Below are 14111 nucleotides of genomic sequence, written 5' to 3' on the forward strand. Positions count from 1 at the left end.
TCGCCGTATTCTTTCAGTCCTGCCTAAAACGAGAGGTCGACGTGGTCTCCATCGGTCTGCCGGGCGGTGCCGTTGCCCGGATCCGCTTCGCGGTCTCCTGCCTCTGGGAGGTCGCGACGAGCGTCCGGGTGCTGCGCGACGCCGGCGACCACGCCGTGCACCTGCCCTGGGCGACCCGGGTACGCCCCCGGCTCGTCGACGCCGGCCTGATCCCTGCAACCGGCTTCCCCGGCCCGGCCGGCGGTGGCAGGTTTCCCGGCCCGGGCAGCGGAACGGGCTTCCCCGGCCCGGCCGGCGGAACCGGGTTTCCCGGCCCGGGCGGCGCTGCCTCGACGGCCCAGGGCGGGCTGCTCTGGCAGTTGATCCCGGGCCGGCCGCACTACCTGCCCGACTTTCTCACCCCGGCACCCGGGGGACTCAGCCCGGACCTCGACACCGAACTCGGGATGCTGCTGGCCACCCCGGCCGAGGTCGTCCGGGCTGACCTCGACAGCTACCCCGGCCGGGACGCCCCGGCGGTGCGTGCGCTCTACGCCGACCCGGCCGACGGGCTGCGCCGGATCGCCGACGAGATCGTCCGGTACTGGCGGATCGCGCTCGCCCCCGACTGGGCCCGGATCCGGCTGCTGCTCGACGCCGAGGTGCACCACCGGGCCCGGCGGCTCGCCGCCGACGGTGCCGCCGGACTCCTCAACGACCTGCACCAGCAGGTCCGCTGGGAGGGGGAGACGCTGGCCATCGCACAGCAGCACTGCACCGCCGCCGACGTACCGGACGGGAACGGACTGGTGCTGATCCCGTCGGTGTTCGTCTGGCCGTCGGTGGCGAGCGTCGCGGCCGGGCCGGCGCCGCAGCTCGCGTACCCGGCCCGGGGCATCGCCACGCTCTGGGAGACACCCCGACAGGCGCCCGACAGCCTGGCCGCGGTCCTCGGCCGGGGCCGGGCCCGGGTACTCGCCGAGATGCGGTCACCGCTCTCCACCACCGAACTGGCCCGGCGTACCGGACTTACCGCCGGGGGCGTGTCGCAGCACCTCGCCGTACTCCGGGCCGCCGGTCTGGTGACCACGCACCGGACCGGCCGGACCGTGCTGAACAGCCGTACCACAGTCGCCGAGGCGCTACTCTCGGTCGCCGGCTGAACCGTCGGCGGGGCTGCGGTACTTCTCCAGGTAGACCAGTCCGGGGCCGGTGTCCAGCGGCCGGTGCGCGTAGTCGACGTACCCGTGCCGGCGGTACAGCCGCAGGTTCTCCGCGCTGTCGGCGCCGGTGAACAGCTCGAACCGGCGTACCCGGTCCGGGCAGGCGCGCTCGACCGCGTGCAGCAGCCGGCCGCCGATTCCCCGGCCCTGCAGATCCGGGGCGACGGCGAGCCGCCCGACCTGCCCGGTCCCGTCCTGGAACCGGGCCCGGACGGCGCCGACGAGCCGGGCATCGAGCCGGGCGGCCAGCACCACGCCGGTCCCGGGCGGCTGCGCCAGTACGGCCCGGATCTCGGCCAGCGTCTCGGTGAGCGGCGGCAGCCACGGATCCGCGTAGCGCTGCGCCTCGCTCAGATAGGCGGCTCGCTGCACGGTGAGGATCTCACCGGCGTCGGCGACCGTTGCCCGCTGCACGACGATCGGGCCGGGTGGGGCGGTGCTCTCCGACAGGGGAGGCGGTTGCGCGGACATCCCCGCAGGCAACCAGCTCCGCCCAGGCCCCGGCCGCACCGGCCGGTGGGTGTCCCACCGGTTAGGCTGCCGGGCGGAACCGACACCGTACCCGTGGCGAACCGACGGGTACCCGAGGAGGGCCAGGCGATGCCCGGACTGACCTATCCGGAGGTCGGTGCCACCCGTACCGGCCAACTGCCGTCCGGATACCGGCACCTGCGCTACCGCGCCGTGCTGCCCCCGGACGGGTTCGAGGCGGCCGGCGAGGCGGTGCTCACCTGGCGGATGCACCGGGCCATGGGGGTGCGGATCGACGCCAGTGCGCCCCGGGCCGAGCCGGGCTGCACGGTCACCGCCGGCCTCGGGCTGGGTCGGCTCCGGCTGGCCGCGCCCTGCCAGGTGGTCTGGACGGTACGCGACGAGCACCGGGCCGGCTTCGGCTACGGCACCCTGCCCGGACACCCGGTACGCGGTGAGGAGGCGTTCCTGGTGGAGCGCCTCGACGACGGCGGGGTGTGGTTCAGCGTCACCGCGTTCAGCCGGCCGGCCACCCCGCTGACCCGAGCCGCCGGTCCGCTGCTGCCGATCTTCCAGCGCGGGTACGCCTGGCGCTGCGCCTCGGTGCTCCGCCGGCTGGCCGCCACCCGCTGACGTCCGGTCGGGCGGGTGCCGGGGGTGCCGGTGACTCGGCGGTCAGAACCGGGCGAAGGAGCGCAGCGGCATCCGGGGACCGAACCGGGGCGCGTGGTGGCCACCGGCCTCCAGCAGCCGGCAGACCCGACCACGGTGGCCCCGGAACGGCTCCAGCAGGGCAAGCATCCGGGCGTCGTCACCGCGTACCTCGCCGGCCAGCGCCCAGGCGACCATGTTCGGGATGTGGTAGTCGCCGACGCTCACCGCGTCCGGGTCCCCGAAGGCGATCCGGACCACCTCGGCGGCCGTCCACGGGCCGATCCCGACGATGGCGGTGAGCCGACGGGTCGCCTCCGCCGGGTCGGCGCAGCGCTCCAGTCGATCCGCCTCGGCCGCCGCCCGGCGCAGCGTCTCCGCCCGCCGCTGCTCCACCCCGAACGGGTGGAACACCCAGTACGGCTGGACGGCGATCACCGCCGGCTCGGGCGGTACCCAGAGTCGGGGCAGCGGCCCGGGCGCGGGTACCCCGAACCGGCGCACCGTCGCGGAGTACGCCCGGAACGCCTCCTTGCCGGTGACCTTCTGCTCCAGGATCGCCCGCAGCAGCCGGGGGAAGATCTGTCCGGTGGCCGGCAGCCGCAGCCCCCGATGGGTGCCGGCCAGCCGCGCCACCAGCGGGTGCCCGGCGGCGAGCCGGTCGAAGCCGGTCAGGTCGTCGCGGAACCCGGCCACCGCGTCGGCCCGGTCCACCACCCGGTCACCGCCCGGCCCGTAGCCCTCGGCGACCAGGTCACCGCCGACCCGGCGCAGCGCCAGCGTCCCCGGCCCGTCCGGGGTGTTGCTGGCCCACCAGAAGGTGCCGTCGACGAACCGGGCGCAGGGATCGTGTGCCCCCATCGCCAGCGATCCCACCGAACTTTCGAGGTGGTAGCGCTCCGGCGGGCGGAGCAGCCGGCTCGCGGTCGGCCCGGTGGCGGTCACCCGGACACTCTGCCACGCGGGACCGGGCGGTCCGCAACGGCTGGCCGGCCGCCGGAGCGTCCCGGCCGGGGGAGTGACCGGACTACCCCATCCGCCGACCGGCGCCAGCCCGAACCGACACCGGAACGGGAAAGCGCCGCAACCGGACAGCGCCGCAACCGGACAGCGCCGCAATCGGGACAGGCCGCAAACGGGACGGCACCGGAACGCCCGTGCGCGTTCCGGTGCCGTCCGGCCTGTAGCGGTGTCAGGTCGGTCCGATCCGTCCTCCTCCTCTCGGCTCTCTGGTCGTCGGACTTCCCTGGCGGCGGCGGGGTTGGGGACCGGTTACCGCCGCTGGTGCGGGATGTGGCGGGAGCGTTTCACCGCTGCGGCCGCCGGCCGGCCGGGGCCGGCCGGGATCACCTGACGGTGATCCGCACAACGTCGAAGGCCGGCACCTGGTTGGCGCGGGTCATCATCGGGATCCGGTGCGAGCCGTCACCGGCCCACACGGCGCACTGCGCGATACCCCGCTGGGTCAGCCCCGGCACGGTCACCGTGACGGTGTCCGGCTGGGCACCACCCCGGCCGTCCTCGGTCGCCACGAAGAACGCCGGGACCGGCGCCGGGTCCGGCGCGGCGCGGTTGCTGCTCAGCATCCGGCAGGCGGAGTGGAAGTGGCCACGGACCAGGCCCTCCTCGGTGAGGAAGGAGCTCTCCTTGTAGTAGCCACCCTGCCCGGCCGGCAGGAACCGGTCCCGGACCAGGTTGCGGGTGCTGACCCGGAGCGTGAACTGCTGGTTGACCCGGACCGAGTTCGGCGCCTGCGTGATCAGCAGCGACGGGTTCTGCTCGGGGGCACCGACCTCGCCGAACGCGGTGCCGACGCAGCGGGGGCCGTTCTGGAAGCCGTCGTGCGTCTGGAGGTCGCTGTCCGAGCAGTCCGCGCCGAGCGGCTCCAGCGCGGCCGGGTTGCCCGGTGCGGGGCTGCTGCTGGTACCCGGGCTGGGGGTGCAGTTGGCACCGCCACCGCCCGGCCGGCCGCGCTGGGCCAGGGTGCCCGGCTCCTGCCCGTCACCGGGGTGCTGCACGGCACCGTGGTCGTGGTACGACCGGGTCTGCGGCTTCGCCGCCGTGCCCGGACCCTCGGCGGCGGCCGAGGAGGACGGGTTCGCCGTGCCGGGGGTGCCGGTCGGCGCGCTCGTCGCCGGGGCCGGGGCGGTCGGGCAGGGCTTGGCCGCGGAGGGCCGGTTACGGCCCCAGGTGCCGGCGTTCGAGACCTGGGTGACCGTGACGATCGCGCCGAACACGCCCAGCGTGGCCAGCACGGCGATCAGGCGCTTGTTGCGTGGTGGTCGGTTCGAGCGCCGCCGTGAGGAGCGGACGGGGGTGTTCTTCACGTGGTGCCACCTCTTCCTTAGAGGACTTGGTCAGCGAGGTCGGATTTCAGCGGGACCAGGCTGGTGGCGCCGACGACCGGAGGGTCCTCGGCGGGGGTGGGATGCTGGGCGGGCCGGTGAGGAGGCGGGCCCGGATGCCGGCGATCGGTGCGCTGTCGACCCGGCGGGGGTCACCGGGCGCGGCGCCGGCCACGGAGATCGGCGAAACGGAGGGACGATCGTAGTCGCCGCGTGGCAACGCGTATATCGTCTCCATCTTCCCGCCTTTCCTGATATTCAGCCGGTAACGGTGCGAAAAAAACCGTACGGAATGCGTTGGCTGAGAGTCAAACCGTGGTAGGGAAGATAGGGATCTCTTGAGGTCCACTTAAAAGGAAATTATGTTTCGGAGGGCTAACCATCGGCGGGGCGGCCGGTGGCTGTCGCCGACGGTCGGGACGACCCTCCTGTGTGGCCTGTCGAACCGGCCCGGAAAGGCCGCGACACCGACCCTTCACCGGGTCGGCGTCGCAGCCGGACAGCGACGGTTGCCGCGCGTCACGTCCGGGATCATGGCGGCGACCGACCGCGCCTACCCTGGCAACGGCCGGCCGCCGGGTCTGTGGGACAGCACCCGTGGTCGGGTGGTCAGTAGCCGGGCCCGGTCTGAGCCTCGGTCTCGGCCGGCGGCGGGGCGACCGGCTTCGGCTTGCCGGTCGGCAGGCAGCTGAGGTTCTTGGTGCCGGTCGGGGTCACCACGAACCAGGTACCGCCGACGCCCTGGCCCTTCCACTGCCCGGGCAACTTGTCACCGATGTAGCGGTACACCGGCCAGCCGCCGATGGTGATCTGCCTGGTGCCGTCGGGCCGGACGACCGTGCCCACCCTGTCGGCGGGAACGCCCTTGAGCTTCGGCGTGCCGTTGGTGAGCGCCGGCGGCCACACCCGGGCACACTCGCCCGAGCAGTTGGTCTTCGGCGGCTTCGCCGAGTCCCGGTCGAAGCGGTAGAGCACCCAGCCCTTGTCGTCGGTCACCACCTGACCCATCCGGGAGACCCGCTTGCCGACCAGGCCGGCGGTGATGTCCACATCGGCCACCTCGACGGGTGGCGAGGTCGGTTCGGCGGCGGGGTCCGGGGTCGGTTCGGCGGCCGCGTTCACCGCCGGCCGCACGTTGCCGGCGGCACTGGTGTTCGGGGTGGTTCCCGCTGGTGCGCAGGCCGTCAACGCGGCCAGCGCCGCGCCGGCCAACACCACACCGGTACGCTTCGTCGGTGCCACGTCCCCTCCTCTGTTGGACAGGTTGCCGGTATGTACGGCCACCTCGGCCGCCCGGTTGAGCCAATTCGTGGTGGACAATTTCACAGCGAAAACCCTGAACTTCTGCCCCGCGCCGTACGTACAAAATCAGAAGCCGTCGTGACCACGTGCTTTTCGCCGCCCGGCAAAACCTCTGCGGCTTCGGCCGGGCGCGATTCGGGCGCGCAATTATCCGAGCCGTGGCGGCGCCGGGGCACGCTCGGCCCTGCGGTGTGGAAAACTCCCGGGCCCCGCGCCGGAAGCTCGACTCCCAGACCGTGTCCGGTCAGGCCGGGACGGTCACCAGCGCGTCCACCGACCCGTCGTCGTCGATCACCTGCACCTGGAACCCGACGATGTCCTCCAGGCCGCTGGCCATGGCGGTCTCCAGGGTCAGCGGGTTGGGCTGGCTCTTCGTGCCGTAGCCACCCGGTGGCACCTTCCAACTGGAGAGCGCCTCGGTGGCCCCGGTCTTGTGGATCGCCACCAACCGGCACATCTTGGGGCCGGACAACCCGCTCAGCGCGTACGAGATCCGGGTGCCCCAGGGCGTCGAGCCGAGGACCAGCTCCATGCGTACCCCGGTTTCCGGGTCGGTCGCGGTGAACCGCTCGCCGGTCGGCGCGGGCCGGCCGGTGGCTCCCGGGCTGCCGGTGACCGTGCCGGCACCGGGCGGCTGCGCCGTGGTGGTGCCCGGGCCGGCGATCCGGGTCCCGGCGAAGAGCGCCAGGCCGGTCAGCAGCGCCACCAGCACCACACCGGCCGCGAGGCTGTAGAACCGACGGCTGCGGGACTGCCGCCGGTCGGCGTCGACGGCCGCCACCACCCGCTCGAAGAGCACCCCGTCGGACTCGGTCCGCTCGGCCACCATCAGGTCGTGACCGTCGACCTCGCCCAGCAGGTCCACCACCGGCAGCAGCGACTCCAGCTCCCGCCCGCACTGCGAGCAGCTCGCCAGATGCTCCTCGAAGCGGAGCGTGTCCCTCTCGTCCAGGACGCCGAGCGCGTACGACGCGACGTCCCAGTGGATCTCGGCGCTCACTCGGTCACCCCCCGCTCCACAAGCGCTGCCCGCAGTGCCCGGAGCGCGTAGTAGACCCGGGACTTCGCGGTGCCGAGCGGCAGCCCCAGCTCCTCGGCCGCCTCCGGCACCGTGCGCCCCCGGAAGTACGTCGCCACCAGCACCTCCCGGTGCGGCTGGCTCAGCGTGCGCAGGGCGTCGGTGATGGTCATCATCCGCAGCACCCGGTCCGTGTCGTCCGACTCGGAGAAGCCCTCCAGATCGCGGTCGTACGTCTCGGCGGGGCGGGCCTGCTCGCTGCGGTGGTCGTCGATCACGATCCGCCGGGCGACGGTGACGAGCCAGGGACGCAACGACGACTGACCGTGGGTGCCGAGCCGGTGTGCGTTGCGCCAGGCGCGTAACAGCGTCTCCTGCACGACGTCCTCGGCGCGCTGGCGGTCGCCACCGGTCAGCCGCAGGACGAACATCAGCAGAGGTTTGGCATGTTCCTCGTAGAGCACGCGAACGAGCTCGTCGGAGTGCCTGGTCTCGGCGGGGGTCGAGTTGTGGCGGCCGGCAGCCGGTCGCGGTGTCACCGGCCCATCATTCCGTTCGGTCGGCCGCGCGTCGAGACTTTTCCGGTACCGAATTGACCGGCGTTGCGAGGTGGCGCACATTCGCCCCGGCATGACCGTGTCGCCATACCATCCACCGGCTACCGCCTGCATCCCACCCATACCTCCGCGTCGAAGGCGCGCGAACCGGCCCCCGCCTGGGGTCCGGTCGATCCGCCGCCGAGAAGTACGGATCCCGGGCCGGGCCGGATCAACGCAGCGCGAAAGTTGTGCCACAGCGGCGCGCCCCGGCGGAACGGACCGTCCGATGTGTCCGGCTACTGGGTGATGTTGAAGCTTCCCGGCGGGGGCGGTGCGGAGGGCCGGGCGGCGGTGTCGACGACCACCCGGGCACCGTCGGCGAAGCGGTTCAGGTCGGCGCCGGCCAGCACCCGACCGGGGAACCAGTCCCCGGCGGTACGCCGGACCAGCTCCGGCACCGGCAGTTCGGCCCGGCTGGCGGCGAGCACCAGGTTGCCGTACCGGCGGCCGCGCAGTACCGCCGAGTCGGCGATCAGGCAGACCTCGGGCAGTACGGCCCGTACGGTGGCGACCTGGGCGCGGGCGTACCGCAGTGGCGGGCCGTCCGCGACGTTCACCAGGTGTACGCCGCCGGGGCGCAGCACCCGGGCCGCCTCGGTTGCGAACTCCACCGAGGACAGATGCGCCGGGGTGCGGGCCCCGGCGAAGACGTCCGCCACCACCACGTCGAAGCTGCCGTCCCGGATCGTGCCGAGCACCGCCCGGGCGTCGCCGACCCGGATCCGCAGCCGGGGGTCGGCCGGCCAGGGCAGCTTCTCCCGGACCAGCTCGACAAGCTCCGCGTCGACCTCGACGACCCGCTGTGTCGAGCCGGGCCGGGTGGCGCTGAGGTAGCGGGGCAGCGTCAACGCGCCGCCGCCGAGGTGCAGCACCCGGAGCGGCTCACCGGCCGGCGCGACGAGGTCGAGCACGATGGCGATCCGGCGGACGTACTCGAATTCCAGGTGGGTCGGGTCGGTGAGGTCGACGTGCGACTGCGGCGCCCCGTCGAGGAGCAGGGTGTACGAGCCCGGCCGGTCCGGGTCCGGGCGCAACTCCGCCAGACCGCTCGCCACCTTCACCGCGAGCGCGTCGACCCGCCGTTTTCGCCCCACCGCGCAAGTATCGCCGCCGGGCCCGCAGCTCCGGGCGGGGGTCGACGGAATGATCCGTCGGGTCAGACCCGTGGAGGATCAGCTCGGCGCCCTCGGACTAGTGATCAACTGTATAACGTCGTGGAGCACCGTGTACCTGGAAGCGATCCTCGACCAGTTGCGTGCCGAGGGCTCCCCGGTACTGGACCTGGACGTGGCCCGCCTGTCGCCGTATATGTACGCCCACATCAATGTCCAGGGCCACCACACCTTCCAGCCGCCCAACTTCGGCGGCGGCCGGCGGCCCCTGCATGGCCGGGCAGCGCCGCACAGGAGTAGAACACTCGCCATGGACACCGCTGCCCCGTTGGCGCGGCGTCCACCTGGCGGATGTCAGCGCGTTGACGGCCTCCCGGATTCGCCGGTAGCTCCCGTGTCGGACAGGAATGTGGCGACCTCGTTGTGGCCGAGTTCGCGGGCGATGGAAAGCGGCGTGTGGGACCGCAGGTCGGGCAGCAACGCGTGCGGGTCGTCGAGCCGGGCGTCGACGTCCGCCCCTGCCTGGACCAGTACCTCGACCGGACCCACCTGGCCACGGCGGACGGCACAGTGCAACGGCGTGAGTCCCGCGACGGTACGGATATCCGGGTCGGTGACCCGGTCGAGTATCAGCCGCAGCGACTCCTCGGGTGCCCAGTGCACCAACGCGGCGTGATGCATTGCGGACAACCCTGATGTGTCCCACAGCCGAGATCCGGTCAGACGCGCAGGGTCTGCGCCCGCGTCCAACAGCACGCGTACAAGGTCCGGCTGGCTTGCCGCGTTGATCAACGGAGTGTTGCCGTGTCCATCCTCGTCGTCGGGGTCGCAGCCGGCGGCCAGCAGTGTCCGCACGGCCTCGATCTGGTCGGCCTCGGCCGGAGCGCTCCCGTCGCTCCAGGCAGCCAGATGCAGCGGCGTGCGGTGGTTCTCGTCGCGTGCAGTCGGGTCGGCGCCAGCCGCGAGCAGTACCTTCACGACGTCCGCAACGACACGTGGCATCGACCGCAGGCGGGGACCGTGGGCATCGGCGGCGTAGTGCAGCGGTGTCGCGCCGGGAACCTTCGACCCTGTGATGTGCCAGTCAAGATGGATGTAGTTATGGCCGATGTCGCCCCGTGCCACGATCTCCGCGTTCGGGTCGGCGCCTGCCTCAAGTAGGATCCGGACCACCCCGGCCGAGCGTGAGATCGCGGCCAGATGCAGCGGTGTCAGGCCCGATTCGTCGACCGGCCCCACTGGGGCCCCCGCGCTCAGCGCGTCGCTCACGGTGCCGAGGTCGCCGCGGGCGCAGGCCTGCGCGAACCGTGCCTGGGGAGGCGGCTGGGCGACGACGAGACCGCCGAGCATCTGCGACAACCGCTGTGGATCGTAGAAGGGGTCCTCGTCGTCGGGCACGTCGTGGTCTATCTCGTACACCATGGGATCGTCAGGACGCTCGTCGTCGAGATCAATGACCCAGTAATACTGGGTGCTCTCGTTGAAGGCGATTACGAAACAGGCACGTTCATCGGCGATCGGGTCCCCGCCGACCAACTGTGGGAACGTCAGCCTGTATTCGTCATCCTCGGTGACCAGCGTGTGCCCTGCCGGCCACTCGACCGACAGCACCGCCTGCACGGGCGCGGGAACCAGCCGCTCACCCAGCGGAGTCTCCTCCCGCCAATCGGCGGGCTCGAACTGTTCATCGACCACCCCACCCAGCCGTGCGACCTCTCGCAGCACGTCCGGATGTGGACGGCGGTTGGTTGGAACATCTGCCGACTTCAACGCTCTCCTCGCAGCCACAACCCTCGACGTCGAGAACCTCGATCAACGTAACCGGTGCACGAAGGTCCGCCGCAAGGGCAACGCCGTCGATGTCATCGTCTGGCAGACCGGCACCGCCCGACTGCTGCCCCGCCTACTCGAAGGCCGTGCCAGCGGCCCGGTGTTGCCGGTCAACCGGTGTAGGCCGGCGGGGCGGCCCGGGTGGTGGCCATGGTCAGGGCGCGGTGCAGCAGCCGGCCGTCGCCGAGCCGGGCCCGCAGCCGGCGCTCCAGCCCGGCGATCGGGATCAGGTTCTGCGGGGCCCGGGGGTCCTTGTAGGGGGTGGAGGCGAACCTCGGCAGCGTGACCAGAGAGAGGTTCGCCAGCTCGATCGCCTGCTGCTCGGCCAGCTCGGCCGAGCACTCGACCCGGACGATCCCGGCCCACGGGCCGCGCCCGGAGCCGGGCAGTCGCAGATACCAGGAGTAACCGCCCCAGGCGGTACCGAGCCGGAAGACGGGGGAGCGTTCCCGGGCGGCCAGCCCGGTGACCAGCGCGGTGTGCCGGGCGTCCAGGTATTGGCTGTGCTGGGTCTTGATGTAGCCGAGAGTGCGCGGCAGTTGCCGCCGGCTGCGCAGCGGGCCGTCCACCACCAGCAGGTCGCCGTCGTCACGGACCGCGCCGGAGACCTTCACCTCCAGCGCGGTCAGCGGCCCCTGGACCGCCGCCGGCAGCTTGCTCAGCTCACCGCTCCCGCTGAGCCGGTGTACGGCGTACCGGATCTGCCCGGCGACCACGTCCTGCGCCGACGGGCTGGCGGTGAAGAGTCCCCGTTCCACCTCGGCACCGGCGAGTTCGGCGGCACCCCGGCGCAGGTCGCAGCGGACCACTCCGGCGGCGTACGAGGCGGCCAGGCCGGGGAAGGAGGTGCCGTCCGGCTCCTCGGTCCAGACGCTGGCGTCGATCCGGCGTACCCCGTCGACCAGCAGCACCACGTCCGGCGGCTCGATCGTGTCGAGGGCGGCGATCGGGCGCCACTGGTCGGCCGGCAACTCGACGTCGGTCTGCACCTGCGCGCTGCTCGGCGCCGCCGGGCCACCGGCCGCCTCGAACGAGGCACCGTAGGCCGGGTCCCAGGCGTCGACGAAGAGCCGGGTGCTCACCGGCCGGTCCGTTCGACCCGGGAACTGCGGGCGTCCTTGCGTACCTCGAACCGGACCGGGATCCGTTCGGCAAGTGCCGGTACGTGGGTGACCACCCCGACCATCCGGTCGCCCCGGGCGGCGAGATTTTCCAGCGTGGCGGCGACGGTGTCCAGGGTTGCCGCGTCCAGGGTGCCGAAGCCCTCGTCGAGCACGATCGACTCCAGGCTGGCGGTGGTGGTCGACAGCCCGGCGAGCTGTTCGGAGAGGGCCAGCGCCAGCGCCAGCGACGCCTGGAAGGTCTCGCCGCCGGACAGCGTCCGGACCGCCCGGCGCAGCCCCGCGTCGTGGTGGTCGAGGACGAAGAACTCGCCCTTGTCGTGGGCCAGGTCGTATTGCCCGCCGGTGAGTTCGCGCAGGATCCGGGAGGCGCCGTCGACAAGCATGTCGAGCGCCTCGGCCAGCAGCCAGCGTTCGAAGTTGTTGGCCCGCAGGTGCCCGGCGAGAGCCTTGGCGACCCGGCTCTCCCGTTCGTGCCCGGTGCGCCGTTCGGTCAGCTCCCGGGCCTGCTCGCGGCGCTCGACCAGCCGGCGGTGTTCGGCTTCGGCCCGTTCGACGGCGACCACCGCCAGCCGGACCGGGTCGGCGTCGGCGGCCGGCCGGTCGAGCCCGACGGCGGTGAAGAGCGCGGCGATCCGTTCCGCCACCGCATCGGCGTTGCGGTGTGCCTCGGTCACCGCCGAGGCGGCGCCGGCCCGGCTCGCCCGGCGCTCTTCGCCGGCCCCGGCCGCCCAGTCGGCGAGCCCGGCCCAGGCGGCTGTCAGGTCCGCCCGGTCGGCGGCCGGCGGGCCGAACCGGGCCACCCCGTCCCGGACCGTGTCGAAGCCGTGCCAGGCGCCGCGCAGCCGCTCCTCGGCCGCCTCCACCCCGGCCCGGGTCCGCCGGGCCGTCTCCCGGGCCGCCCGTACCGCCCCGCCGGCCGCCTCCAGGTCGCGCCGGAGCCCGGCGAGCAGCCCGAGCCGCTCGCGCAGCGCGGCCGGGCCGGGAGAGTCGGCGAGCCGGGCGTCGAGGTCGGCCAGCCGGGCGGTGAGCTGTTCGTGCCGGGCCCGGGCCTGGTCGAGGGCGCGTTCCAGGTCCCGGGCGGCCCGGTCCCGCCCGGTGACCAGCCGGTCGGCGGCGTCGGCGGCGGCCCGGGCGGCCTCGCCGGCCTGCTTCGCGGCGGCCACCGCCGAGCCCTCCGGCAGCGGTGGCACCTCCGTCACCGGCTGCGTGCAGACCGGGCAGGGCGCCCCGGCGTGCAGGTGGGCCCGGAGTGCCGCAGCCCGGTCGGCGGTCTGCGCCTCCTGGTAGGCGGTCCGGGCCGCCTCCAGCTCGGTCCTGGCCCGCTCCGCCGCGGACCGGGCCGTCGCCAGTGCGGCGGCCGCCGCCTCGTGGTCGGCGCCGGCCGAGTCGAGCGCGCCGGCCAGCGTCGCCGCCTCGCCGGCCACCTGTTCGCGTTCGGTGTGCGCCTGTTGCAGCAGCCGCAGCGCCGCCGGGTCGCCGGCACCGGCCAGCTCGCCCCGGAGCTTCTCCTCGCGCTCCTCGGTCACGGTCACCGCAGCCGACGCCTCGCTCGCGGCTTCCCGGGCGGCCGCGACCGCCTCGGCGACCACGGCGAGGTCCCGGGGCGGCCGGACCCGGGCCAGCTCGGCGAGTTCGGCGTCGAGCGCGGCGAGTCCGCGCTCCGCCTCGGCTGCGGCGGTACGGGCGGCCCGCAGCTCGGGTACGGAGGCGTCCACCCCGTCGGCCAGTTCCCGCATCGCCGCCACCCGTTCGGCGGCGATGGCAAGCGTCTCGTCGTCGACCCCGGTGAGCCCGTCCAGCATCCGGTCGACCGCCTCCAGCGCGGCGTCGGCCCGGGCCGCCCGCGCGGTCGCCCGCTTCTGCACCTCCTCGTAGACGCCGAGGCCGAGCAGGTTGACCAGGATCTGCTGCCGGGTCGCCGGCCTGGCGTGCAGGAAGTCGGCGAACTGCCCCTGTGGCAGCAGTACGCAGCTGGTGAACTGCTCGTACGGCAGCCCGACCGCCTCCAGCACCGCCTCGTCCATCTCGGCCGGGGTACCGGCGACCACCTCGCCGAGGTCCTCCGGGCTGAGCCCGGTATCGAGTTTCGTCACGTCGAAGCCGGGCGGCATCAGTTGCAGCCCGGCGTTGCCGGTCTTGACGTTGCCCCGGCTGTCCCGCCGGACCACCCGGGTCGCCACGTACCGGGCACCGGCGGACTCGAAGACCAGCCGGACCCGGGCCTCGTTGGCCGACGGCGCCAGCGCGTTGGCGATGCCCCGGGCGCCGCCCCAGCGCGGCACCGTGCCGTAGAGCGCGAAGCAGATCGCGTCGAGCACGCTGGACTTGCCCGAACCGGTCGGCCCGACCAGGGCGAAGAAGTCCGCGTCGGTGAAGTCGACTGTGGTGGCATCCCGGAAGGCGGTGAAGCCGGCCAGGTCGAGCCGGAGCGGACGCACTATTCGGTCGCCTCCTCGT

General features: G+C 73.4%; 12 protein-coding genes and 1 pseudogene. 3 read left to right on the forward strand and 10 right to left on the reverse strand.

What is annotated here, in order from left to right:
- The first annotated feature begins 41 nt into the window (after nt 1-41).
- On the forward strand, nt 42-1142 hold the full coding sequence (locus CLT71_RS33085) for a winged helix-turn-helix domain-containing protein (protein WP_486483585.1): 1101 nt from the start codon (nt 42-44) through the stop codon (nt 1140-1142).
- Here CLT71_RS33085 and CLT71_RS33090 read toward each other — a convergent pair.
- The gene (locus tag CLT71_RS33090) at nt 1122-1673 is read right to left on the reverse strand and encodes a GNAT family N-acetyltransferase (RefSeq protein ID WP_101370550.1); all 552 of its coding nucleotides are present in this window, start codon (nt 1671-1673) and stop codon (nt 1122-1124) included. The genes CLT71_RS33085 and CLT71_RS33090 overlap by 21 nt on opposite strands.
- 93 nt (nt 1674-1766) lie before the next feature.
- Here CLT71_RS33090 and CLT71_RS33095 point away from each other — a divergent pair, with 93 nt between their 5' ends.
- Nucleotides 1767-2306, forward strand: a complete 540-nt coding sequence (locus tag CLT71_RS33095; RefSeq protein ID WP_486483586.1) for a DUF1990 domain-containing protein — start codon at nt 1767-1769, stop codon at nt 2304-2306.
- A 42-nt stretch (nt 2307-2348) separates the two neighbouring features.
- On the opposite strand, the gene CLT71_RS33100 is transcribed toward CLT71_RS33095, so the two are convergent.
- From CLT71_RS33100 to CLT71_RS33125, 6 genes are all read right to left on the reverse strand, one after another.
- Nucleotides 2349-3269: a DNA glycosylase family protein gene (locus CLT71_RS33100; RefSeq protein WP_101370551.1), complete on the reverse strand. Its 921-nt coding sequence runs from the start codon at nt 3267-3269 to the stop codon at nt 2349-2351.
- A 401-nt stretch (nt 3270-3670) separates the two neighbouring features.
- A complete protein-coding gene (locus tag CLT71_RS33105; RefSeq protein ID WP_486483587.1) occupies nt 3671-4651 on the reverse strand; it encodes a Pecanex-like protein 1 in 981 nt (326 codons plus the stop codon).
- Between the two features lie 627 nt (nt 4652-5278).
- Nucleotides 5279-5911 carry a COG4315 family predicted lipoprotein gene (locus CLT71_RS33110; protein WP_101370552.1) on the reverse strand — a complete coding sequence of 211 codons (633 nt, stop codon included), beginning with the start codon at nt 5909-5911 and terminating at the stop codon, nt 5279-5281.
- Nucleotides 5912-6215: 304 nt separating this feature from the next.
- Nucleotides 6216-6971, reverse strand: coding sequence for a zf-HC2 domain-containing protein (locus CLT71_RS33115; RefSeq protein WP_101370553.1), 756 nt, complete (start codon nt 6969-6971; stop codon nt 6216-6218).
- Nucleotides 6968-7621, reverse strand: a complete 654-nt coding sequence (locus tag CLT71_RS33120; protein ID WP_486483588.1) for a sigma-70 family RNA polymerase sigma factor — start codon at nt 7619-7621, stop codon at nt 6968-6970. Before CLT71_RS33120 ends, CLT71_RS33115 begins: the two co-directional genes overlap by 4 nt.
- A gap of 203 nt (nt 7622-7824) precedes the next feature.
- Complete coding sequence (locus CLT71_RS33125; protein WP_101370555.1) at nt 7825-8682, reverse strand: fused MFS/spermidine synthase; 858 nt, start codon at nt 8680-8682, stop codon at nt 7825-7827.
- A gap of 49 nt (nt 8683-8731) precedes the next feature.
- On the opposite strand from CLT71_RS33125, the pseudogene CLT71_RS33130 reads away from it, so the two are divergent.
- A pseudogene (locus CLT71_RS33130) lies at nt 8732-8914 on the forward strand (Tn3 family transposase); the annotation flags it as partial.
- 140 nt (nt 8915-9054) lie between these two features.
- Here the strand turns inward: CLT71_RS33130 and CLT71_RS33135 are convergent.
- The 3 genes from CLT71_RS33135 to CLT71_RS33150 form a co-directional block, all read right to left on the reverse strand.
- Nucleotides 9055-10425 carry an ankyrin repeat domain-containing protein gene (locus CLT71_RS33135; RefSeq protein WP_101370556.1) on the reverse strand — a complete coding sequence of 457 codons (1371 nt, stop codon included), beginning with the start codon at nt 10423-10425 and terminating at the stop codon, nt 9055-9057.
- A 215-nt stretch (nt 10426-10640) separates the two neighbouring features.
- Complete coding sequence (locus CLT71_RS33145; RefSeq protein WP_101370557.1) at nt 10641-11612, reverse strand: hypothetical protein; 972 nt, start codon at nt 11610-11612, stop codon at nt 10641-10643.
- Nucleotides 11609-14092, reverse strand: coding sequence for an AAA family ATPase (locus CLT71_RS33150; protein WP_101370558.1), 2484 nt, complete (start codon nt 14090-14092; stop codon nt 11609-11611). Before CLT71_RS33150 ends, CLT71_RS33145 begins: the two co-directional genes overlap by 4 nt.
- Between the last annotated feature and the right edge of the window lie 19 nt (nt 14093-14111).

The organism is Plantactinospora sp. CNZ320 (assembly GCF_002846275.1).

What these genes read in the sequence shown, in the direction of transcription:
- CLT71_RS33090 (WP_101370550.1), bottom strand. Translation starts at nt 1,673, where the DNA reads ATGTCCGCGCAACCGCCTCCCCTGTCGGAGAGCACCGCCCCACCCGGC.
- CLT71_RS33120 (WP_486483588.1), bottom strand. Translation starts at nt 7,621, where the DNA reads ATGCCGGGGCGAATGTGCGCCACCTCGCAACGCCGGTCAATTCGGTAC.